Genomic DNA, 23,961 nt, shown 5'->3' with positions numbered 1-23,961 from the left:
TGGGAAACCGAAATTCGGCATAAAAATTCAGCCGGCATTGTAGCAAGAAAACTCTTCGTGGTTGAGCTAATTTACAAGCAATAACGTGTCTTATCGACCCTACGCATAAGCATTACCCAGAAAATTCGTTAGCGAATACGCTCCATTGCCTTTACCATTAAGCCCGCTACAAATCGGCTCAAGCTAATTACATGCCTAAACGAGCAGTATTGACCCGCCTAAACACTTACGACAAAGGTTTCTATGTACGCTTACGACCACTTTGACCGTCAGCTTGTCAGTCAGCGTGTCGCGCAGTTTCGCGACCAAACCCAACGCTATCTCGCAGGTAAAATTACCGATGAGCAGTTTCTGCCTTTGCGTTTGCAGAATGGCCTCTATATTCAGCGCCTTGCGCCCATGCTGCGCATCGCCGTGCCTTACGGCACCCTCAATGCCGAGCAGTTGCGCAAATTAGCCGCGATCAGCCGCAAATACGATAAAGGCTACGCTCACATCAGCACCCGCCAAAATGTGCAGCTGAACTGGCCCAAGCTAGAAGAAGTGCCCGATATTTTGGAAGAGCTTGCCGAAGTAGAGATGCACGCCGTGCAAACCAGCGGTAACTGTATCCGTAACGTAACCGCAGACCAGTTTTCTGGCGTTGCCGCCGACGAGATTGAAGACGCTCGCGCCTACTGCGAAATTATTCGCCAGTGGTCGACCTTTCACCCTGAGCTTGCATTTTTGCCACGTAAATTCAAAATTGCGGTGTGTGGCTCAGAGTCTGATCGCGCCGCAGTTATGGTGCACGATATTGGTCTGCAAATTATTAAAGACGCTGCCGGCAACACCGCCTTTAAGGTGATTGTTGGCGGCGGCTTGGGTCGTACCCCCGTTATTGGCAGCGTAATTAACGAAGCCCTAGAACCTAAGCATTTGCTGACCTATCTTGAAGCGATTTTGCGGGTCTATAACCAGTTGGGTCGCCGCGACAATAAATTTAAGGCCCGTATCAAAATATTGGTGCGCGCTATGGGCGCAGAGGCGTTTAAAGCCGACGTCGAGAAAGAATGGGCGCATATTAAAGACGGCGCCCTGAGCCTGACCGATGAAGAAATCAGCCGCGCGCAGTCCTTCTTTCAGCCACCAGCATACGAATCCCTGCCACAGCAAGACATGCAAGCCCTTGCCTTGGAAAATGCCGACTTTGCGCGCTGGTTGCAGCACAACACCCACGCTCACAAAGTTGCGGGCTATCGCATTGTGACCTTGGCGCTTAAAACCACTGGCGTCGCCCCTGGCGATGTGACAGCAGAGCAGCTGGAAGTGATTGCCGATTTAGGCGAGCGCTACGGCTTTGGCGAAATTCGCAGCACCCATCAACAAAATATTGTACTGCCGGATGTTCGCCAGCAAGAATTATTCGCGCTGTGGAAAGAGCTGGTTGAATTAGAGGTCGCTGCCCCTGTAGTTGGCACATTAAACGATATTATTTGCTGCCCCGGCGGCGACTTCTGCTCGCTGGCTAATGCCAAGTCTATCCCCATTGCCGAAGCCATTCAGCGTCGTTTTGAAGATTTAGACTACGTTTATGACCTTGGTGAAATAGAGTTAAATATCTCGGGTTGCATGAACGCCTGTGGTCACCACCACATTGGCAACATCGGTATTCTGGGTGTGGACAAAAAAGGTCAGGAGTTTTATCAGGTATCCCTTGGCGGCAGTCAGGGCTTAGACGCCTCGATCGGCAAGATTCTTGGGCCCTCCTTTGCCCAAGATGAGGTGCCTAATGTGATTGAAAAAGTGCTCGAAACCTTTGTATCACTTCGCCAACCAGAAGAGCGCTTTTTAGACACCTTCCGCCGCGTAGGTATGGACCCATTCAAGGAGCGTGCATATGCCTAAGATTATTAAAGACCTCAATGTTGTTGAGGACAGCTGGCAGGTTTGGCGCGACACCGAAAACCTGCCAACTACCGGCGGCGTCATCGTGCCTTTAAGCCTGTGGCAAGCACATAAAGATGCACTGCTGGCACTTGGTGATATCGCGGTATTTTTAGCGAGCGACCAGTCCCCCAAACTTTTGGGCGCCGACATTAATAGCTTTGCGCTGATTGCGGTAGACTTCCCCAAGTTTGCCGATGGTCGCGGTTTTAGTTATGGTCGCGAATTGCGCGAACAGCACGGTTTTAACGGCGAGTTGCGCGCGATTGGCGACTTTATGCGGGACCAGCTGTATTTCCTTAAGCGCTGCGGCTTCAATAGTTTTGCGCTGCAAAGCGACGAACTTGACGAGGCACTGGCCAGCTTTAATGATTTTAGCGATGCCTACCAGCCATCAATAGATCAAAGCCTGCCGATCTTTCGCCGCCGCTAAGCGCAGCGTGCTAGCCTGCAAAATGCCGCCACCATAGGCGGCATTTTGCTTTATACGTCTCGACTTTATAAACCCCAATAATCTGCGTGGCTATTGTTTAGCCACGCGCGCTTATGTGATTATGAAGCTTCACCCGCCCCGCCAAGAGGTTTAAGCCGTGGAAGCGAGTTTAACATCGTCGTTTTTCCTAATATTTAGTGGCGCGGCCGTTCTCGCCTCAATCGCCCTATTCACTCGGCAACCGCTACTCATTGCCTATATCGCCCTCGGCGCCATTATAGGCCCCCACGGCACTGGCTGGGTAACGGACGTAAAGCTGCTAGCCGAGATTGCCGAATTCGGCATTATCTTTTTGCTGTTTTTACTCGGCCTAGACATGCAGCCCAAGGCGCTGCTCAGCACACTTAAAAAAGCCACGGTAGTCGCCCTTGTAAGCTCACTGGCCTTTGCCTTAATAGGCTACGCCCTCGCCGCTAGCTTTGGTTTTGATACGAATGAGTGCTTGGTGGTTGGCGCCGCCATGATGTTTTCCAGTACGATTATTGGCATTAAGCTACTGCCAACTACCGCCTTACACCACCGCCACACTGGTGAGCTGATGGTCGGTTTACTACTGCTCCAAGATTTAATCGCGATCTTCGTACTGATGATTCTATTCAGCATGAGCCTTGGGGAGTTTTCTGGTACAAACCTATTTAAAGCCCTCATCGCCCTGCCCGCTTTGGTTGCTTTTGCGTTTTTAGCGGTACGTTTTATTTTGCTGCCGCTGCTAAGCCGCTTTGACCGCTTTCACGAGTATATTTTTCTGCTTGCCATCGGCTGGTGCCTCGGCATGACCGAAGCCGCCCATGCTCTGGGCTTGTCTGCTGAAATAGGTGCATTTCTTGGTGGTATTAGCCTTGCTACCAGCCCGATATCCCAATACATCGCGATAAGCCTTAAACCGCTGCGGGATTTTTTCCTGATTCTGTTTTTCTTTTCGTTGGGGGCGCGTTTCGACTTGGGCTTGCTGAGCGACATTATTTTACCGGCGTCTATTCTTGCCGCGCTGGTGCTGGTGCTCAAACCTATTATTTTCCGCTACTTAATCCACGGCATGAGTGAAACTAAAAAACTGGCTTGGGATTTGGGTTTTAGAATGGGGCAAATTAGCGAGTTTTCGCTGCTCATTGCCTATGTTGCTACAGAGATGGCCTTGATCGGCCGTGAAGCCTCGCATCTGATTCAGGCTACGGCCATTATCAGCTTTGTCGTATCGTCTTATATCGTGGTTTTAAACTACCCTACGCCAATTGGAATTTCAGACAAGCTGCGACGGGACTAAACCCCCGTCGCGACACCCTGCCAACTACTCAAATATGACAGAAAAAGTAACCGGCACAATAAGATCAATATTATTTAAGCCTGCCAAGCTGCGCAATTTACCGACACCGGCAACTAAACCAAAGCGCTGGGCATCGATAAAGCCAGGGCTAACTGTAGCGACATGGTAAGCACCGTCGCCACGCTTAGTTACTAGCACATCAAAATTCACCGGCGCATTAACACCATGCATCTGTAACTCACCAAGCAATTTCACGGCTTTTTGCTCACCTGCAGCCATGGCAGCTAAACTCGCCAGATCTACTTGAGCATGGTAGTTTGCAACGGGAAATTTATCAGTTTCAAACAGGAACTTACGCATTCTTTCATTGCGTATATCAACACCGCTAACAACACTATTTAAGCCTACTTGGATCTCAGCCTTACCGGTTTTATCATCAATACTGCCCGAGAGACTCGAAAAACTCATTGTTTCAGCAAAGGCATCATTTTTTACCGCAACAAAATTCAATACCGAACTGTCGGCCTTCAACTCCATAGCGTTAAGCGCACTAAGCTGCAAACACAGCACCAAAACATACATCAACTGTTTCATCTCACATCCCTCTTTAGACATCCAATCACTCAGGCAGTATACCCCGATATTAGCTTTGCATTTTGTTATAGATCAAACAAGCATTCCAAATACCAATTAGCCGTATCGGAATAACCAGGCGAAAAAAAACCCGGTATAAACCGGGTTTTTTTTCGAACAGTACCGCTTAAAGCGCAGTATCAAGCTCTGGTACAGCATTAAACAAGTCAGCAACCAGACCGTAGTCAGCAACTTGGAAGATAGGTGCATCTTCGTCTTTGTTGATAGCAACAATGACTTTAGAGTCTTTCATACCAGCCAAATGCTGGATCGCGCCAGAAATACCAATCGCGATGTACAGATCTGGAGCAACGATTTTACCCGTTTGCCCAACCTGCATATCGTTAGGTACGAAGCCAGCATCAACTGCAGCGCGCGAAGCACCTACGGCAGCGCCAAGCTTATCAGCTAGCGAGTACAGCATGGCAAAGTTGTCGCCATTCTGCATACCGCGACCACCGGAAACGACAACGCTTGCAGCAGTCAGTTCAGGACGGTCACTCTTCGCAACTTCTTCGCGAACATAGCTAGAGGTGCCCGCATCGTGAGCACTAGCAACGGCTTCAACTGTTGCACTGCCGCCTTCGGCAGAAACAGCGTCAAACGCAGTAGTACGCACGGTGATAACTTTAATGGCATCAGACGATTGCACTGTGGCAATAACGTTACCTGCGTAGATTGGACGCTTAAAAGTATCGGCGCTTTCTACAGAGATGATTTCAGAGATCTGCGCAACATCAAGCAAAGCCGCTGCACGTGGCAGAGTGTTTTTACCAGAAGTTGAAGCAGGAGCCAAAATGTGACTGAAGTCTTTGCCAAGCTCAGCAACCAACAAGCTAACATTTTCAGCCAACTGATGGCCGTAAGCAGCATTGTCGGCAACAAGTACTTTGCTAACACCTTCAATTTTTGCGGCGGCTTCTGCGGCTGCACCACAGGCTTCACCAGCAACTAGGACCACAATGTCGCCACCAATTGCTTTAGCAGCGGCAACAGTATTTAGCGTAGCGCCTTTAATAGAGGCGTTATCGTGTTCTGCAAGAATTAAAATACTCATCAGATTACCTTCGCCTCGTTTTTCAGCTTATCAACAAGTTCAGCGACATCCGCAACCTTAATACCAGCCTTACGTTCTGCTGGCGGCTCAACTTTGAGCGTAGTGACACGTGGAGTGACATCAATGCCCAATTCTTCAGGTGTCATCACATCCATTGGCTTTTTCTTGGCCTTCATTATGTTAGGCAGTGAAGCGTAACGAGGCTCGTTTAAGCGCAAATCAGTAGTGACTACCGCTGGCAGTGACAATTTAACGACCTGTGAACCACTATCAACTTCACGAGTTACCGTGACGCTATCGCCTTCAACCACAACCTCAGAGGCAAACGTGCCCTGTGACATGCCTGTTAGGGCAGCCAGCATCTGACCAGTCTGGTTGTTATCACCGTCTATAGCCTGCTTACCAAGAATAACCATTTGTGGCTGTTCTTTATCGCAAACGGCCTTCAGCAGCTTGGCTATTGCCAGGGGCTGAACTTCTACGTCAGTTTCTACCAGAATACCGCGATCAGCACCCAGTGCCAGAGCGGTACGGATTTGCTCCTGACTGACTTTTGCGCCGATAGACACAGCAACAATCTCAGTCACTACGCCTTTTTCTTTCAGGCGAACAGCTTCTTCAATCGCAATTTCACAAAATGGGTTTATGGCCATTTTGACATTATTCAGATCAACGCCTGTGCCGTCCGATTTCGGACGCACTTTTACGTTGTAGTCAACTACTCGTTTGACAGCAACCAGAACCTTCATGGATTCCCCAGTACTCGCGTAAATGGAATGAAATGGCTTTGCCCCTACGCAGCGAACCTGCACTCAGATTCAAGCAGACAATGCCTCGGTAAAAAGCGCGGTTATATTGACGCTTATACGCTCTAAGGTCAATAAAAGTAGGGTATTCACAACACAAATACTGTCTATAAGCCTGCTAACCTTAATAACGCGCAAATTTGGCAAGCCATTGTAATTAAATACATTTTTTTACTGCAGCGAATTGTATTTACCATAAAACATTTATAATTAAACTACGCATAAAGTAGCGTTTTAAAGCCCGTGGTTTTATAATTTACCGTTTTAATTAGCCACAAATCGCCCCATTAAAGGGCAATGCTACTTAGCATACATAGGAGAACGTCTGTGGAACGCGAATCAATGGAATTTGATGTCCTGATCGTTGGGGCTGGCCCCGCCGGATTAGCGGCAGCTTGTAGAATCCGTCAATTGAGCGAAAGCACCGGCAAAGACATCAGTGTCTGTGTTGTTGAAAAAGGCTCTGAGGTTGGTGCCCACATTCTCTCTGGTGCGGTTTTCGAACCTACAGCACTGAACGAGCTCTTCCCCGACTGGAAAGAAAAAGGCGCTCCACTGAATACCCCCGTCACTGGCGACGACATTTATTATATGACCAGTGCCGAAAAAGCCATCAAGGTACCAGGCTTTGCTGTGCCCAAAACCATGCACAACGAAGGCAATTATATTATTAGCCTAGGCAATTTGTGCCGCTGGATGGCCGAACAAGCCGAAGGCATGGGCGCCGAGATTTACCCAGGTTTCGCCGCGTCAGATGTACTATTCCATGAAGACGGCAGCGTAAAAGGCGTTGTAACCGGCGATATGGGCATTTCTGCTGACGGCAGCGAGAAAGACAGCTATATGCCAGGCATGGAGTTACACGCCAAGTACACCCTATTTGCAGAAGGCTGCCGTGGCCACCTCGGCAAACGCCTAATGGAGAAGTTTGACCTAAATGCCGGTAAAGACCCCCAGCACTACGGCCTAGGTATTAAAGAGCTATGGAAAATCGACCCCGCCAAGCACGTTGAAGGCAAGGTTATGCACGCAGCGGGCTGGCCGCTGGCCGAAAATGGCGCCGCCGGCGGTAGCTTCCTCTACCATATTGAAGACAACCAAGTGTCGATTGGTCTCATTACCGACCTTTGCTATGACAACCCTTATTTGTCGCCTTTTGAAGAATTTCAGCGCTTTAAAAAGCACCCTACCGTTATGCAATACCTGGAAGGCGGCGAGCGTATTTCTTACGGCGCCCGCGCAATTGCCAAAGGCGGCTTGCAGTCACTGCCTAAAATGACCTTCCCAGGTGGCTTATTGATTGGCTGTGACGCCGGCACCCTAAACTTTGCCAAGATAAAAGGCAGCCACACCGCCATGAAATCTGGCATGATCGCCGCAGAAGTGGTTCATAAAGCCATCACTGAAAACGAAGCAACAGGCCGAGAACTGGGGGAATACACCACAGAATTTGAAAAGTCTTCTGTTTATAAAGAGCTGCACGATCAGCGCAACTTTGGCCCAGCCCAGCACAAATGGGGCAATTTGATCGGTTCCGCCTACGCCTTTGTCGACATTAATTTGTTTAATGGTAAATTGCCTTGGACCTTGGGCGATGATCACCCCGATCACGCAGAGATGAAGCCGGCTGCAGAATGTAAGAAAATTACCTACCCCAAGCCGGATAACAAAATCACCTTTGACCGTCTGACCTCGGTATTTCTATCAAATACCAACCACGAGGAAGATCAGCCCTGCCACCTGACCTTAAAAGACCCAGAGCTGCCAATCCGCGACAATTTACCAAAATACGCAGAACCAGCGCAGCGCTACTGCCCTGCTGGCGTATATGAAGTTGTTGAGGATGCCGAAGGCACCCCTAAGTTCCAGATCAATGGCCAGAACTGCGTGCATTGCAAAACCTGCGACATTAAAGATCCGGCGCAAAATATTATTTGGGTAACACCAGAAGGCCTCGGCGGCCCCAACTACCCGAATATGTGAGTACGTAAAACGTAAAAAGGGCAGCTCAGGCTGCCCTTTTTTATGCGCCCTATTATTTGATTACGCCAATAAAACACTGTGGCCATAATCAACTGGCAACACTGCCCCGTTAATAAAGCTTGAGGCCTGACTGCTAAGCAGTAACAGCGCGCCTTCTAGCTCTTTAACATCGCCAATACGCTTAGATGGTAGCCGCGCGACTTCGGCTTGACCCTGTTCAGTTTCAAAATACCAATCCACCATTTCAGTCATAAAATAACCCGGCGCAATGGCATTGCAGCGAATTTTAGTGTCGAATAAATCCGCAGCTATCTGCTTGGTTAATTGATTCAAAGCCGCTTTAACACTGCCATAGCAAGGTACATTTTTAAGGGTTTGCATCCCAGTGACAGAGGTAACATTAATAATACTCCCTGCCTTATCGAGCGCAATTAAGCGCTTAGAGAATTCCCGCGCCATACGCATCGTGCCAGTCAGATTCACATTGAGCAGATTTATCCACTCTTCATCATCAATATCAGGAAAGGGTTTAAACTGAATTTGGCCCGCGTTATTGACCAAAATATCGACTGTACCGAATACTTCTTCAGCACAATTAAACACATTCGTTACGCTCTCAGTGTCGCCAATATCCAGGGCGAGTGCTGCGGCCGTACCTCCGGCCGCATTAATTTCATCGGCAACTTGCTGCACCTTATCTAAGCGCCGCGCCGCACAAATCACCTTGGCACCCGACTTAGCCAGCGCGTGCGCAAACGCGACGCCCATGCCACTACCGGACCCGGTGACCAGCGCGACCTTACCTTGGTTTGAAAACATATTTTCGATGTAAGACATAGTATTTTCCTTTATTCATTATTTTCTGAAAATAAATGCGCCACGACATCGCCGTGACACTTAGCTAGCAAAATATCAATTTATAAACAGCCTCGGCGCACAACAGCTTCTGCTCGCTTGCGCAGCAACTCGCTACGCTCATCTACGGAGACGGTTGGACAATTAGGCGCTAGGGCATTCGCAAGCTCAGCCAACTTAACTCGCCGGATCGATGGCACAGGCAGGGTTTCAGCCCTAAAGTAGCGCAGCGACAGCAAACCGATGGTGTGCTTGGCGGCATCAAGCCAATTGGCAACACCGGGATCTGTGTGGGAAATAACTGCACAAAAAACGCCATCATTATTAAATTGAGCCTGATGACCATTAATTGAGGTTTGCCGCAAGTTCCAGTCCCGCGCATCCCAGTACTGGCTGTATAGCTGAATGCTCCAATAAGTCGCCTGCGGTGGCACTACTTCTATAATGAGCGCTTCGTCCTCAGCACATTCGTAAACTGCCTTGCCATAACGCAAATCAGCCCAACCAATCGATACTTCATCAATAATCATGGTATTGCTCGGCACGGCGTAATAGCTGTTTAACTGCTGCGCAAAGAAGGCTGGTAGGTTTTTCAGCCAATCAATAAGCAGCTGTGTACGGTTTACCATTGTCTCTGGGCTAATCGCTGGCGCCGGATAACGCGCGCCATCGCGGCTTATCTGCAAGCGCGCGGGCTCTTCCTTATCCCAGTCGTAGAAGTATTGGCGAAACACAATATCGCCCAGCCCTTCGGGTATTTTCACCCAATTGCCTGGCTGCTCTTCTCGGCTCAACACAATTTCAATATTGCCGTCGTCATCAGTTTCAAAATCGCCGCGCCGGTCACACAGCTGCCAGCCGCTGATATGCGCAAAATGCCCTACTCGGGATTCCACATCCAACATATGGGCACTGCCGCGCTGGCCCTTGATGCGATAGACGTGATCGCCGTGGGTCGCCGCCCATTGATAACAGGCATCCGCAGCGGGAAGCCCATACTGGATGCGCGATGTCAAAAAGGTAAACAAACTTGGATAATCTGGATTCCACGCCTCCATGGTCATTGGAATGGCACCAGCAAGCAGCCGCGTCAGGTAACGAACTCCCTCTGCCCGCGCCATTTCACTGTCAATTCGGGGGTCGTCCCAAACAAAGCTTTTCAGCCCATTAACCGCCTCGCTAAAGGCATCCCAAATTTCCGGGGTGTCTAGCGACATCGGCGCCAGATCTCGCCATGCGTCGAATGTGTCATTATTCATAAGCGATACTTCCTGTAAGCAGTAAGTACTAGGGGAATAGTTTTAGATACTCGGCGAAGCGTGTTCTGATTTCCTTCGCATCCAAACCGTATTCCTCTAGGGTGTAACTGTACTCGCCCCAGTGATTAGCTGGGCGCCGACTATCGTATTCCGTGCATCCTGCAATAGCCTCTGGTGTCAATTCACGGCCTGCTTTTTGATAAATTCGTTTAATGACGGCGAGTGGGTCGTCGCAAATTTCTTCAAATTTTGCATCGACAATTTGGTCGAGGGGCAGCTTGTCGCGCACCGCGAGATAGCGATCGGTTAGCCGCGCCCAGTAGTCAAACCACTCATGCCCTACTTCTACTGGGTCTATTTGATCGGTACTGGTTTTACGCAGTTCTTGAATGGTGGTGGCAAATGACGGCACGGTTTTAAGCGGGTCACGATGACAGTGAACAACGGTTGCATCGGGGAAAAATTCAAAAAGAATATCCATGTAACCAATATGAACTGGCGACTTCATAATCCATGGCCGGCCCTTGCTACCGCCATCTTGCCACTGCAGATATTGCATCATTTCAAATAAAATTTTATAGGTAGGTCGCGGATCGCAGTTCATTGAGTATTCAAAGAATGTTGGCGCACGAGCGAGCATTGCGGAAACCGTCGATTCGAAAGACATCTCCATAATAAATAATTCTTCATCAGGCTCTTCCGCTTCCATTGGGTGGCGCGCCATCCAACCTGGAAACTGGGTTCGAAAGGTATCCTCAACCACTTTGGCAAAGGCAATCCGACCTTCTGGTTTACCCGCCTCTTCATCGGGGAAAGGCGCTGGATTTAACAAGCGCCACACATCCAAACGCTGCACGCCAGGGTCACCGGACATGACTCTTTGCAATTTTGAGGTGCCGGTACGCGGCAAACCGGCAACAACGATTGGCGCGATGATTTTTTCTTGCAAAATTTCTGGATGTTTTTTCACATCGTCGATATAGCGCAAACGATTGATCAATAAGCGCAACAGCTCTTGCCCTTGGCCAATCACACCACCCTCATGCAAATTCGCTTCAGTGCGAAGCGACTCGCATAAAACGCCTAGGCCGGTAGTAAAACCTAAATCACCAAAATCACTAAGCCCTGTTTCGGCCCGTGCAGCAGTCATTAGATCTTCAACATAAAACGGAATTGCCTGCGGGCCAGCAGGCGTCGCAATGCTTTCAACTTGACTATTCATTTCATTATCCTTATTTCATTAAACAGCGTTATAGCGTATCGACAGGAAAAACATTACTAACTGAAATTCAAAAAGATCTTGAAAATCAAGACACATAATTGATGCGATTATTATCAATTTAAAGCGCTTAACACCAATTTACGTAACCAGCAGACAGGCTGAACTATCTATTGATTTTGCTTAAATCTAAGCCATTATTGTCTCGAGACTCAATATAGCAACGCCAAAGCCCATGTAACAAGAAGATGCAGGTCAGGTTTCAAAGAACAAGAAATACAGACTATCCCATTGATTAATAGGAATTTTTATTAAACTAAAAATCGAGGTTATATTTTGCGGGGGTTTTACGAGGCTAAAACGGCCTAATACCAAGCAGCCTTAAGAGCAGTACTGTAGATTTCATAATTGAAAATGGTTAATTTAGAATAATTGAAGTTTAACTTTTAAAAATAATTAAATTTATTTTTCTTCAGAAAAAATAGCACAGCACATTTTTACGAGAGTTAAACGAAACTCGGGGTCATCAATAAATTCGATATTATCGGTAATCAGGGCATAAACCATAAATTGTGCAGCACGACCAAGGGCATGCACTCGCAACAAATCGTTTTTACCCGATTTAAAGTCAGAGCAGGATTTTAGCTTGTCGTATATAAATTCTTCGGCCGAGCCCTCTGGCGCCAAATTATCATTAAGCTCCTGCCAAGCGTCCCAAAACCCCTTGTGGCCGAGCAGGAGATTTTTATCAATTTCGAGAACTTTACGATGAATTTCAATAGACCAATCCAGCAACCAATGGATAAACGACTGGACCGTATGCACTTGATCGCTGGGAAACTCACGATAGCCCTTGAGATGCTGGGCGCGCATAACCACGCGGTAGACCTCGAACACAATTGCATCAAGATTTGGAAAGTATTGGTAAATAGACGATTTCGGCACCCCCGATACCACCTCCAAACTCGTCGTCGACAGCGCCTCTCTGCCATTCTCAAGCAGAATTTTATGGGCCGCATCGACAATAGCGGCCACAACTTTTTTAGAGCGGTCTTGTATCGGCTTGCGACGCATCGCCTCGTTAGGCCTTATTAGTTGAAATTCATCAGTCATTTTTATTTTTCTTAGCTAAACGTTAAAAAACCGAAACGATCACTTCACAACAAAGGAATAATAATATGGAATCTTCACAGATCTCGCCACGTATTGCCATCTATGGTTTAGGCTTTGTTGGCCAACAACTCGCGGGCTTCGCCTTAGATAAAGGCTGGGAAATTGTTGGCGCCTATAATCGGGTCGGCGAGAAAATTGGCCAAGACCTCGGTTCACTGCTTGGTAGAGACCCTATTGGCTTAAAGGTGGAAGACTGCGACACCGCAAACTACAGCCGACTCACGGCCGACATTGCCTTTGTCGCGGTTTCCGATCGCCTTGAGGTCAACTACCCATCTTATGAACGCTTGATGTCTGCTGGCGCAAATATACTCTGTCACGGCGCAGAGTCTTGCAACCCTCGCCGCCTTAATCCCGGCATTGCCGAAAAGCTGCAAGCGCTGGCGCTTAAGAATAACGTCACCTTCACTGGCGGCGGCATCTGGGATATGACCCGTATTTGGGCTGGAATTCTGTCGGTAGGACCAAATACCGAGATCACCTCAATGACCCACACCTCCTTCACCGATATCGCCCGCCAAGGTGTTCACCTGCTGCGTTTCTGCGGCGCTGGCTTGAGTGTTGATGAATACCTAAGCAACGATGTTGGCGGAAAAACCGGACTTGCAGGCATCGCTATCATCCCTCCTTTGTGCGTAATAGATGCGCTTGGACTTGACGTTAGCGACATTAAGGAGAATTTAGAACCCATTGTTTGGACACAAGACCACTACAGCCATTGGCTGCAACAAAACCTCCGGGCGGGAACCGTCGTTGGCACCCGCATGAGCGTCGAAATCCTCACCAAACAAGGTATTACCGTAAACGCCTGCTTTGAATACCGCGATTTCCGCGAAGATGAGCAAGAGGAGATGATTTGGAAGGTACAGGGCAAACCCAGCATGGAGGTACGTGTAGTACGTGAAGCCTCACATATGGCTTCTGCGAGTAGCTTGTTTAACCGTATACCCGATGTGCTTGCCGCGAAATCAGGTATTAGAGAATTGTGGACTTACCCTCCCCTGCGGCCAAGTATGTTTATCTAAAGCACTGCCACACAACAAATAACGCGCCAATAAGGATAGCAAATATGAGTCTTAAGACAACGGAAGTAACAAACGCATTAAACGTCGACACGCTAATTGCTCAAGCCCAAGAAACCAGTGGTTTAAGGGATTTCGGCGACGACAGCTTTATGCTGCCAATGCAAAAACTACTAAAGTGCATTGTGCTGGATTCCACGCTACACCCAGAGGGGGTCGCAAGCATCGTAGCCGATGTGCAGCGCTGCTTAGTGAATCGGCTTCGTTTTCAGCAGGATCTGCAAGCCCACCCCGAGATCTCGCAAGAGGATGTTGACGATCCAATCATTATTCTGGGTCTGGGCCGTTCTGGCACCACCAAAATGCAGAAAATATTATCCGCCCCAGACAATGTTCAAAAAATGTTGTTTTGGCGGCTGTGGAACCCCGCTCCGTTTACACAAGCCCAGCCAGACCAAGCTGACCCACGAATTGCATTAGCTGGAACATCGAACTTGGTGGCAACCGATAATAATGCCGTCCACGCTGCCCACCATATGGAAGAACAAGAAGTTGATGAAGACTGGCTGCTCTACCTGCTCACCTTTGACGACACCATATGGAATCAACTGGTGTTTAGCCCCAGTTATTTGGATTGGGTCACCGAGCGCTCTAGTTCCGCCCCATTCGCCTACACTAAGACCCTTGTCCAGTACCTACAATGGCAGGATGGCGGCAAGCGCGATAGGCCCTGGGTAATGAAAGGGGTGGGCTACATTGCCAATATGAAATCATTAATAAGCAGTTATCCCAGCGCCACCATCTTACACACCCACCGCGACCCGTTAGTTACCATTCCCTCATGGGCCAAGTTTGTCAGCGCCATGTGGAGTTTGCGCTCGGAGCCTATCGACAAGCACTTAGTGGGACAGCAAGTCATGCGGTATTGGGGCTGGGCGATGGACCGCTACCTCCACGACCGCGACAAAATGAACCTAGCCAGTTGTATTGTCGATGCCCGTTACGAAGATGTTCGTAAAAATCCTATCGGCATTGCTCAGGAGGTGTACGACCGCTCGGGACGAGCTTTGAATGCTCCTGCCAAGCAAGCAATGGCTGCATGGCACAATAGTAATGAGCAACATCGCTTCGGAAAACATGAGTATTCACTTGCAGAGTTCGGGCTGAGTGAAAAGATGATTAATGAGCGATTTGGGGACTACATTGCCCGCTTTATTCAGCACTAAAAGTAATGCGAGGACAAGCAACTGGTAGGCTAAACCCGCCGGCAATAACTTATATAGCCGGCGGGTCTAAAATATATTTAGCGACTTGCCCCCAAAACAAACGCTTCACCGCCTGCTCGTAAAACCAAGGACTCGCCAACGGGCTCTGCAAGTTCTACCAAACGATAAAAACACGCGCGGCTCACTCTAGCGGCTAAACCATGAAAAGTGAGAACCGAGGGGCTAGGCTCACCTGTAGCTGGCGCAGTCGCAACTACTAGCGGATGATTTACGCCCAACTCAAACCAACTATCTACATTGGTTTTTACAATTATTTTGGGCGCGTCAGTAGCAGTCTCCTTATCAGCAAGCTCAAAGTCGACGATCAGTAAGGGCAGGTCCTCAACCTGAACACGCCACTTTTCTACCGGCGTGACGAGATAGTAGTCGCCATCCTCTTCTTTGCGCAGTATCGACGCAAAAAGCTTAACCAACTCATGGCGCTTAATTTCACCACCTTCGTGAATCCAGCGACCATCGGCCTTTATAACAATATCAATGTCACCACTGAGCTCGGGATGCCAACGCTCTATTGGAGGAAGCCCGCGCTGACCTTTAAGTAATGCTTGAATACTGTCTAGCGATGCCATGCTATTCCTCCTAAAGAAACTCCCCTGCCTAAATGAGCCCTTTTACCACTGAATTAAGCGCACATTGATAACACCATCTAACGCACGCAATTTTGTGAGTAAATCGCTGTCGACTACACTTCCGAGATCAATCAAATTATAAGCAATCTCATCGCGACTCTTGTTAAGCATATCCACAACGTTAATATCCGCGTCTGCCAACAAGCCCAAAACACTGCCTAATATTTTAGGCACATTGTGGTTTGCAATAGCAAGGCGACACTGGCCACTTGGGTCTAGTTGTAAATTAGGAAAGTTAACTGAATTTTTAATATTACCGCTACGGAGAAAATCATTTAACTGATCGGCAACCATAATTGCGCAGTTTTCTTCAGCTTCATCAGTACTGGCGCCAATATGTGGCATCAATACAACATCAGCACGGCCAATCAGTGCAGGAACAGGAAAGTCGGTAATAAATTTGCGTAAACTGCCATTATCTAGGGCGCGAATAACAGCACTAACATCAACAATCTCTTCACGGGCAAAATTTAACAAACAGCAACCTGGCTTACAGCAGGCCAGTAAATCGGTGTTAACCAAACCACGCGTTGACTCAAAAACCGGCAAGTGCAAGGTAATAAAATCAGCGCGAGCAAACAGGCTGTTCAAATTATCCATTTTCTTAACAGAGCTTGGCAGGCGCCACGCGGCGTCAACTGACAGCGCTGGATCATAACCAATAACTTCCATACCTAAGCTAAGCGCAGCATTGGCGATCATCGAGCCAATCGCGCCTAAGCCAACGACACCAAGGGTGCGCCCAGCCAACTCATTACCTTTAAACTGCTTTTTCTCTTTTTCTAAGAGCTTGGCCATCTCGGCAGCGTCAGTCATATGACCGAGAGTGTTTACGTAGGAAATACCTTCTAAAATACCACGCGAGCCGAGCGCCAAGCCCGCAATCACCAGTTCTTTTACCGCATTGGCGTTAGCACCAGGGCTATTAAAAACAGGAATTCCACGCTCGGTACATAGCGCTAATGGAATATTATTGGTACCGGCACCAGCTCTAGCAATTGCTTTAACGCTAGGCGCAATTTCTTCAATTTGAAGCTTATGACTACGTAATAAAATCGCATCGGGAGCAGAAAACTCCCCTGCCAGCTCATAGTCGCTAATGGGTAGCCGACTCAAACCTTTAGGCGAAATTTGATTCAAGGTTAATACTTTGTGCAAGATCTACTCCTTATTGTTTTTTTAGCCGATTCTGTTCCGGCGTGCGCTATCTACTACTGACAAGTTATTAAATGCGTCTGCTGCGGTATGTTCTGACTGCGGCCCTAGCGGCACGCTATTAAAGTAATTTAGCCCAATGATTTGCGCGTTCATACTCAAGGCCGCGGTATAGGCACTATTTTGACAAAGTATACGGAAATCCCAGCTTTCTGCCTGCGGGCCTACGAATTCAACAAACTCACCATCATCGCCTAGCACCACCGAAAAATCGTGTAGTGGCACAGACAAGCCTTCACCCCGCGCTTTAATATAGGCTTCCTTCAGCGTCCAGTAGCGATAAAAGTAATCGAGCTGCTCGCTTTCTGCTCTACTTTTTAAAGCCTGAAGCTCTAAGGACGAAAAATAGTCATCTGCAACGTTCAAAATGCCTGGGTTTTCGGCGCGGCATTCTGCATCAACACCGATGGCGTGATCGCGAGTAACAACGCATACCGTTAAACCACTGGTGTGCGCGGTATTAAACTGAATTACCGACGCTAAACTCGAGTTACTGAGCTCAGGCTTACCAAAATCGTTCACCTGAAATTCAAGCTCTTCGGGAGCAAGCTCGCAATATTCAGCAAGTACTGTGCGCAACAACGCGCGGCTTACCAAATAGTCCCAGCCGTTATCAGCATGTTTTAACTGTTGATATTGCTGCAACTCTGTAGGAGACAGCATGGCCTCGTATTGTTGCTGTGCGCTTGTTAGTCGCGGATCGCTGGTAAAACAAAACCAAGCATCAACATAACCTGTACTCAGCGTCCGTTTGTGTAAAGCGGAAGTCATTATTTTTATTTATCCATTTTATAAACTGCCCTGCCGATAAAAAGACAGGGCATTACATCAATTAATTTTTATCTCTGCGCTTTTCCACAAGCCATTAAAATAGGCTGAAAAATCCTGCGAAGATCGATTTTGATAAGCACTTCTCTCAGCTTCAGTCGCCTGTGCAAGCTCAAGACTTGATTGACTACCATAATTCACATCTAGTAATTGCAATATCACCCGGTCGCCATTGGCTTTGCGCAAAACACTAGTACTGGGCTGAGAATCTGGGCGAGGCATAGCAAACACGCGCTTACGTACAGCAGCATCAACCGCTAAATCGCCACGTTTACCAGCGGCTACGGCATTCCAACTTAATTTCTCCGCCTTTGCGATCTCTTCTGCGCGCTTACCCGCCGCTAACTCAGTTTGAATTTCCTCAGCCTTGGCCTGGGCCGCTAACTCTGCCTTGCGCTGGGAAAGCGTAGCAGCGATTTCCTCACGAACCTCTGCCAAGGGCAACGCCTCGGGCGTCTTATACTCTTCGACATGGAGCACCGCAAAGTGTTCCGGAGTCAACTCAAAGACTTCACTATTCAAGCCCTGGCTGCGCAGCTCCGCATTAAATGCCGCCGCTTTAACTGCAGCGAAAGCAAATAAGCCATCACTGTCTGACTTCTTCTGCCAATCGCTCTGTTTGACCGTTAAGCCTAGCTCTTTGGCTGGCATAGTGAGGTTTTCGGCATTAAAAACGAGGTCTTTTAAGTCTTCTACCGCTGCAATTAAGCGTGGCATCGCTTGCTGACGACGAAGCCGTTCAGTGATTTCTAAGCGCGCACCATCGAGGCTGGCCACTTCTGGCTGGCGCACGTCTAACAGCTTAATTAAGTGCAAACCGGCTTCGGTCTCCACCACAGGTGAAAGCTCGCCGACCTTAAGGGTCGCCAAGGCTTCTTCAAATTCCGCAGGGAAGCTATCGCCGCTGGTGTAACCCAGCGCGCCACCTTCCGAGGCAGAGCCCGCATCCGCCGAGTTCGCCCGCGCCTGGTCACCAAAATCAGCGCCAGCGACAATCGCATCACGAATGCCTTGTAACTTTTTCAAGGCGTCTTCGCGACTGGTATCGTCATTTATTTCGATAAGGATATGGGCTGCTTCACGCTCGATTTGCGCGCTACTGGCCTCGACTAAGCGCTGGTATTCAGCAATTACTTGGTCCTCTGAAACGGGCTCAAAGAAGTCTTCTTCGGCCAGCTCCAAGTAGGAATAGCGAACCGCTGCCTCGCTTAAGAATTCATTGGCGTGCTCTTGGTAGTAGTCGCTTATTTCTTCATCGCTAAGCTTAATGGCATCGCGATACGGAGCTTGGGGAACTGTAATGAAATGATAGTCCCGCGCTTCATGCAGCAAGCCAATAGCCCGAGACAATTCAGGACCCGCAACAAAGGCCGAACCGGCTACTGCGTTAGAAAGCTGTTGAATCGTTAAATCCGATTTTAGTAACTGCTTAAAAAAGCTGCTGCTATATCCCTGTAGCCTCAATACTTGTTCGTAGCGAGCTTGGGAGAAGCGACCATCTTCTTGAAACTGCGGCATACCCGCTATGGTTGAGTGCAACTGGGCCGTTGATATTTCGATACCCACATCATCGGCAGCCTGCAAGAGCAGCTGCTGTTTTATTAGTGTATTCAAAGCTGGTTTGCGCAAGATCGCGTCATCGAGCATGGCGGGATCAATTTGATCACCCATCATCCCTATCAAGCGGCGTTTTTGCAGTCCGATTGCCTGCTGCAATTCGCCTTCTGAAATTTTCTCACCATTAACCACGGCAGCGGGCACCTGCCCTGAACCACCAAACAAACTATCGATACCAAAAAGTGCAAAGGGCACGATGATGAGCGCGATAATAAATTTGGCCGCGGCTCCCTGGATGTTATTGCGAATATTTTGCAGCATTGACGCGAATCCGACTCTGAATCATAAAAAAAAGCGCACCTCTCGATGCGCCTTCTGTAAGAGGTTTTAACCCCTATAGCGACTTCCCAACACCGCGGGAATGGCTATATCCCTTAGTTACAGGCGTCTTTCAACGCTTTACCTGCTTTGAAGCTTGGGATTTTTGCAGCAGAAATCTCAATCGGCGCGCCAGTCTGTGGATTGCGGCCGGTGCGAGCTGCACGGTCTTTAACACTGAATGTACCAAAACCGACAAGAGATACAGAATCATCTGATTTCAATGCATTGGTAATAGCTTCTACCGTTGCATCCAGCGCGCGACCAGCCGCTGCTTTGGACAGGTCTGCAGATTCTGCAATTGCGTCGATTAGCTCAGATTTATTCACTTAGTCTTCCCCTTCAAATTGTTATAGAAAATATTTTACGAATCACTGCTGGCAGTCAAAAACCTGCGCAAGGACAGTGACGGCCGCCTGCGCAAAGAGTGGGATTTATACCAACTGCGCAGGATGTGGTCAAGGAATCTCTGCGGCTAGTGCGCGTTTGCGCGCGATTCACCGAGGATGTCGTCATTACCGTCCACACTTTTGTGGTTGTCGTCAATACCTGCCAAATAAGCTTCATCAGAAATTTCTTTCGGAATACTTTCCAGTGCGATATTCAGCACTTCATCAATCCATTTTACTGGACGAATTTCCAAGTCCGCTTTAATGTTTTCAGGTATTTCTTTGAGATCCCTCTCATTTTCCGACGGGATTATAACGGTTTTTATGCCGCCGCGGTGCGCTGCGAGTAGTTTTTCTTTCAACCCGCCAATTGCGAGAACCTGACCACGCAATGTGATCTCCCCTGTCATGGCCACATCTGAGCGCACCGGAATACCCGTTATAACCGATACCAGCGCGGTACACATACCAACACCAGCAGATGGGCCATCTTTTGGTGTAGCGCCCTCTGGCATATGAATATGGATATCGTGGCGATCGTGGTAACGAGCCGGTATACCCAGCCGTTTAGAACGACTTCTCACCACGGTTGTCGCTGCTTGGATAGACTCCTGCATAACATCGCCCAGTGAGCCAGTTTTAATATGACGCCCTTTACCAACCACTGAGACCGCTTCAATGGTAAGCAGTTCACCGCCAACTTGGGTCCAAGCCAAACCAGTTACTTGGCCAACCTTATTCTCTTCTTCCGCTTTACCGTAGTTATAGCGACGCACACCAAGGAAATCTTCCAAGTTGCTAGACCCGACTTCAATGACACCGCTTTCACCGTTGAGAGCGAGGTTTTTTACAACTTTACGGCAAACTTTTGCAACCTGACGCTCAAGCCCGCGAACACCGGCCTCGCGAGTGTAGTATCGAACAATATCTTGCAACGCATCTTCATCAATACTGGCTTCGGTTTCTTTGAGGCCGTTATTCTTTAGCTGCTTAGGAATCAAGTAGCGACGCGCAATATTGATCTTCTCATCTTCGGTATACCCTGGAATCCGAATAACTTCCATACGATCCATTAAGGCCGGCGGTATATTCAAGGAGTTGGAGGTACAGATAAACATAATATCCGAAAGATCGTAATCGACCTCTAGATAGTGATCGTTAAAAGCGTGATTTTGCTCCGGGTCTAGCACTTCCAGTAGCGCAGAGGCCGGGTCACCGCGGTGATCCATACCCATTTTGTCGATTTCGTCTAACAAAAATAGCGGATTACGGACCGAAGCCTTAGACATTTTCTGAATGACTTTACCGGGCATGGAGCCGATATAAGTACGACGATGCCCACGAATCTCGGCTTCATCGCGCACCCCACCCAAGGCCATACGCACAAATTTGCGATTGGTCGCCCTAGCGATAGACTCGCCCAAAGAGGTTTTACCAACCCCCGGCGGACCAACCAAGCACAGCACTGGACCTTTTACCTTTTTCACGCGTTTCTGCACGGCGAGATACTCAAGGATACGGTCTTTAACTTCATCTAAACCGTAGTGGTCCTCGTTTAGAATTTCTGCGGCCCGCGCCAAGTCATGCTTGACCCGCGAGCGTTTTTGCCAAGGAATACTAACCAACCAATCGATATAGCCACGCACTACCGAAGCTTCGGCTGACATGGGCGACATCATTTTAAGCTTGGCCAACTCGGCCTTAGCCTTGTCTAGAGCTTCTTTGCTCATGCCGGCTTTGTCAACGCGATTTTCGAGCTCTTCGAGCTCATTAACGCCCTCTTCCGATTCGCCCAGCTCACGCTGGATAGCCTTCATTTGCTCGTTGAGATAGTACTCGCGCTGGCTTTTTTCCATTTGCTTTTTAACACGGCCACGAATCCGCTTTTCAACTTGAAATAAGTCAATTTCAGATTCCATTAAGCCCATTAAATGTTCGAGACGCTCGCGCTCGTCGACCATCTCTAGGACCGCTTGCTTCTGCTCTAAGGCCATATTCATGTGAGCAGCGATGGTGTCGGCCAGGCGACCGGGATCATCTATACCAGACAGCGAGGTTAGCACTTCGGCGGGAATTTTCTTACTCAGGTTAATGTATTTTTCAAACTGCGAGATCGCGGACCGCAACATAACGTCGGCTTCTTCTTCCCCAATTTTACTTTCTTCCAGCACATCAATTTCGGCACTGAAATAATCTTCCTCAGCAGTAACCGCATTGAGCATCGCGCGGTAGCTACCTTCAACCAACACTTTCACGGTGCCGTCGGGAAGCTTTAACAACTGCAAGATATTCGCCACGGTACCGATATCGTAAAGATCATCGGTACCGGGCTCATCGAGGTCAGGGTTGCGCTGGGCAGCCAACACAATCTCTTTATTGCTGGCCATAGCCAGCTCAAGCGCACGAATTGACTTATCGCGCCCTACAAAAAGGGGTATCACCATGTGGGGATAAACCACCACATCGCGCAAAGGAAGCAGCGGCAGCTCCTGTATTTCTCGCTTTTCGGCCATTTAACTCGCCTCGCATGTAATTTCAACAATCCGCTATAAGCGGATATTTCGCCTGCAATACAGACAGCTTAACCCTAAGATGGGGACTTAGCGCATTAAAAACAAGACTTGACTGGCAAAGATTGTGACAAAAAGGAGTTCCACTGCGAAAAAGGCTTTCGCAGTGGATTTGGAGAGGGGTTTATTCTTCTGGAGCGACCTTGCGCTGCTCGCTGTAAACCAATATTGGCGCCGAGTCGCCCTTGATTACCGAGCCATCAATAACCACTTTGCTGACATTTTCCATCGACGGCAAATCGTACATGGTATCTAGCAAGACCGACTCAAGGATTGAGCGCAGACCACGAGCACCAGTTTTGCGAGTCATTGCCTTTTCAGCGACTGAGCGCAGACCATCTTCGCGGAAATCGACCTCAACACCCTCCATATCAAACAGTTTTGAATACTGTTTGGTCAGGGCATTTTTAGGCTCAGTAAGAATACTCACTAAGGCATCGACATCTAGCTCTTCCAAGGTCGCGATAACAGGTAAACGACCAACAAACTCAGGAATCAAGCCATAGCGCACCAAGTCATCAGGTTCAACATCGGCTAAAATTTCACCGACATTACGAGCCTCACTCTTACTCTTTACTTCAGCACCAAAACCGATACCGCCCTTCTCGGAACGATCGCGAATAACCCGGTCTAGACCGGCAAACGCGCCGCCGCAGATAAACAGGATATTCGAGGTATCTACTTGCAAAAACTCTTGCTGAGGATGCTTGCGACCGCCCTGTGGCGGCACAGAGGCTACCGTACCCTCAATCAGCTTCAGCAAGGCCTGCTGAACGCCCTCACCCGACACATCGCGGGTAATTGACGGGTTGTCAGACTTGCGCGAAATCTTATCGATTTCATCAATATAGACAATACCCATCTGGGCTTTCTCTACATCGTAATCGCATTTCTGAAGCAGCTTTTGAATGATATTCTCAACGTCTTCACCCACATAACCAGCTTCAGTTAAAGTGGTGGCGTCGGCAATAGTGAACGGCACATCGAGTAATCGCGCCAAGGTTTCGGCTAGCAAGGTTTTACCGCTACCCGTAGGTCCGATCAGCAAAATATTACTCTTGCCTAATTCAATATCGTCTTTATTCTTGTCACCATAACGCAAGCGCTTGTAGTGGTTGTACACCGCTACCGCAAGGACTTTCTTAGCCCGCACCTGACCAATAACATACTGATCTAAGGTGTGATTTATCTCTTGGGGAGTCGGTAGCTTATCGCGACCAGCCTCACTTGCCGCTTCCTGAACTTCTTCGCGAATAATGTCATTACATAAATCGACACATTCGTCACAGATAAAGACAGACGGCCCAGCAATTAATTTGCGGACTTCGTGCTGACTTTTACCACAGAAGGAACAGTACAGCAGTTTGCCGTTGTCATCTGTGCCGTCTTTACTACTCATTCATACCCACCTTGTTCTAT

General features: G+C 48.5%; 20 protein-coding genes. 6 read left to right on the top strand and 14 right to left on the bottom strand.

The window, feature by feature from the left end; genetic code table 11:
* Positions 1-243: 243 nt before the first annotated feature.
* The 3 genes from AB4876_RS10460 (at position 244) to AB4876_RS10450 (ending at position 3,683) form a co-directional block, all read left to right on the top strand.
* Positions 244-1,887 (top strand): nitrite/sulfite reductase, encoded by a 1,644-nt coding sequence (locus AB4876_RS10460; RefSeq protein ID WP_368381604.1) that lies wholly within the window; start codon positions 244-246, stop codon positions 1,885-1,887.
* Positions 1,880-2,359 carry a DUF934 domain-containing protein gene (locus AB4876_RS10455; RefSeq protein WP_368381603.1) on the top strand — a complete coding sequence of 160 codons (480 nt, stop codon included), beginning with the start codon at positions 1,880-1,882 and terminating at the stop codon, positions 2,357-2,359. The genes AB4876_RS10460 and AB4876_RS10455 overlap by 8 nt, the downstream gene beginning before the upstream one ends.
* Positions 2,360-2,516: 157 nt before the next feature.
* A complete protein-coding gene (locus AB4876_RS10450; protein ID WP_368381602.1) occupies positions 2,517-3,683 on the top strand; it encodes a cation:proton antiporter in 1,167 nt (388 codons plus the stop codon).
* A gap of 24 nt (positions 3,684-3,707) precedes the next feature.
* On the opposite strand, the gene AB4876_RS10445 is transcribed toward AB4876_RS10450, so the two are convergent.
* From AB4876_RS10445 to AB4876_RS10435, 3 genes are all read right to left on the bottom strand, one after another.
* Positions 3,708-4,277, bottom strand: a complete 570-nt coding sequence (locus AB4876_RS10445; RefSeq protein WP_368381601.1) for a YceI family protein — start codon at positions 4,275-4,277, stop codon at positions 3,708-3,710.
* Positions 4,278-4,443: 166 nt separating this feature from the next.
* Positions 4,444-5,373, bottom strand: coding sequence for an electron transfer flavoprotein subunit alpha/FixB family protein (locus AB4876_RS10440; protein WP_368381600.1), 930 nt, complete (start codon positions 5,371-5,373; stop codon positions 4,444-4,446).
* Positions 5,373-6,122, bottom strand: a complete 750-nt coding sequence (locus tag AB4876_RS10435; protein WP_368381599.1) for an electron transfer flavoprotein subunit beta/FixA family protein — start codon at positions 6,120-6,122, stop codon at positions 5,373-5,375. The genes AB4876_RS10440 and AB4876_RS10435 overlap by 1 nt, the downstream gene beginning before the upstream one ends.
* Before the next feature lie 384 nt (positions 6,123-6,506).
* On the opposite strand from AB4876_RS10435, the gene AB4876_RS10430 reads away from it, so the two are divergent.
* Positions 6,507-8,162: an electron transfer flavoprotein-ubiquinone oxidoreductase gene (locus AB4876_RS10430; protein ID WP_368381598.1), complete on the top strand. Its 1,656-nt coding sequence runs from the start codon at positions 6,507-6,509 to the stop codon at positions 8,160-8,162.
* Positions 8,163-8,222: 60 nt separating this feature from the next.
* Here AB4876_RS10430 and AB4876_RS10425 read toward each other — a convergent pair whose 3' ends face one another.
* From AB4876_RS10425 to AB4876_RS10410, 4 genes are all read right to left on the bottom strand, one after another.
* A complete protein-coding gene (locus AB4876_RS10425; RefSeq protein WP_301027459.1) occupies positions 8,223-8,999 on the bottom strand; it encodes an SDR family NAD(P)-dependent oxidoreductase in 777 nt (258 codons plus the stop codon).
* Positions 9,000-9,079: 80 nt separating this feature from the next.
* Positions 9,080-10,276 (bottom strand): DUF1214 domain-containing protein, encoded by a 1,197-nt coding sequence (locus AB4876_RS10420; RefSeq protein ID WP_368381597.1) that lies wholly within the window; start codon positions 10,274-10,276, stop codon positions 9,080-9,082.
* A 28-nt stretch (positions 10,277-10,304) separates the two neighbouring features.
* Positions 10,305-11,498 (bottom strand): sulfotransferase family protein, encoded by a 1,194-nt coding sequence (locus tag AB4876_RS10415; RefSeq protein ID WP_368381596.1) that lies wholly within the window; start codon positions 11,496-11,498, stop codon positions 10,305-10,307.
* 459 nt (positions 11,499-11,957) lie between these two features.
* Positions 11,958-12,608, bottom strand: a complete 651-nt coding sequence (locus AB4876_RS10410) for a TetR/AcrR family transcriptional regulator (protein WP_368381595.1) — start codon at positions 12,606-12,608, stop codon at positions 11,958-11,960.
* A 65-nt stretch (positions 12,609-12,673) separates the two neighbouring features.
* Between AB4876_RS10410 and AB4876_RS10405 the strand changes: the two genes are divergently transcribed.
* Positions 12,674-13,693, top strand: a complete 1,020-nt coding sequence (locus AB4876_RS10405; RefSeq protein WP_368381593.1) for a hypothetical protein — start codon at positions 12,674-12,676, stop codon at positions 13,691-13,693.
* A gap of 44 nt (positions 13,694-13,737) precedes the next feature.
* Complete coding sequence (locus AB4876_RS10400; RefSeq protein WP_368381592.1) at positions 13,738-14,916, top strand: sulfotransferase family protein; 1,179 nt, start codon at positions 13,738-13,740, stop codon at positions 14,914-14,916.
* Positions 14,917-14,993: 77 nt separating this feature from the next.
* Here the strand turns inward: AB4876_RS10400 and AB4876_RS10395 are convergent, their stop codons facing one another.
* From AB4876_RS10395 to clpX, 7 genes are all read right to left on the bottom strand, one after another.
* Positions 14,994-15,545 (bottom strand): DUF1285 domain-containing protein, encoded by a 552-nt coding sequence (locus AB4876_RS10395; RefSeq protein ID WP_368381591.1) that lies wholly within the window; start codon positions 15,543-15,545, stop codon positions 14,994-14,996.
* A gap of 42 nt (positions 15,546-15,587) precedes the next feature.
* Complete coding sequence (locus AB4876_RS10390) at positions 15,588-16,763, bottom strand: phosphoglycerate dehydrogenase (protein ID WP_368381590.1); 1,176 nt, start codon at positions 16,761-16,763, stop codon at positions 15,588-15,590.
* A gap of 21 nt (positions 16,764-16,784) precedes the next feature.
* The gene (locus tag AB4876_RS10385; RefSeq protein WP_368381589.1) at positions 16,785-17,591 is read right to left on the bottom strand and encodes a 4'-phosphopantetheinyl transferase family protein; all 807 of its coding nucleotides are present in this window, start codon (positions 17,589-17,591) and stop codon (positions 16,785-16,787) included.
* A gap of 57 nt (positions 17,592-17,648) precedes the next feature.
* Positions 17,649-19,526 (bottom strand): SurA N-terminal domain-containing protein, encoded by a 1,878-nt coding sequence (locus AB4876_RS10380; protein ID WP_368381588.1) that lies wholly within the window; start codon positions 19,524-19,526, stop codon positions 17,649-17,651.
* A gap of 113 nt (positions 19,527-19,639) precedes the next feature.
* Positions 19,640-19,912, bottom strand: a complete 273-nt coding sequence (locus tag AB4876_RS10375) for an HU family DNA-binding protein (RefSeq protein WP_008250078.1) — start codon at positions 19,910-19,912, stop codon at positions 19,640-19,642.
* Between the two features lie 146 nt (positions 19,913-20,058).
* Entirely contained in the window at positions 20,059-22,485 is a 2,427-nt protein-coding gene (gene lon, locus AB4876_RS10370) for an endopeptidase La (RefSeq protein ID WP_368381587.1), read from the bottom strand.
* Between the two features lie 181 nt (positions 22,486-22,666).
* Positions 22,667-23,941: an ATP-dependent Clp protease ATP-binding subunit ClpX gene (gene clpX, locus AB4876_RS10365; protein ID WP_301027449.1), complete on the bottom strand. Its 1,275-nt coding sequence runs from the start codon at positions 23,939-23,941 to the stop codon at positions 22,667-22,669.
* Positions 23,942-23,961 lie beyond the last annotated feature (20 nt).

Origin of the sequence: Zhongshania guokunii, from assembly GCF_040892635.1 — a bacterium.
GTDB classification, from domain to species: domain Bacteria; phylum Pseudomonadota; class Gammaproteobacteria; order Pseudomonadales; family Spongiibacteraceae; genus Spongiibacter; species Spongiibacter guokunii.
Note: the sequence above shows the minus strand (reverse complement) of the source record. Positions and strands in the feature narration are given on the sequence as shown.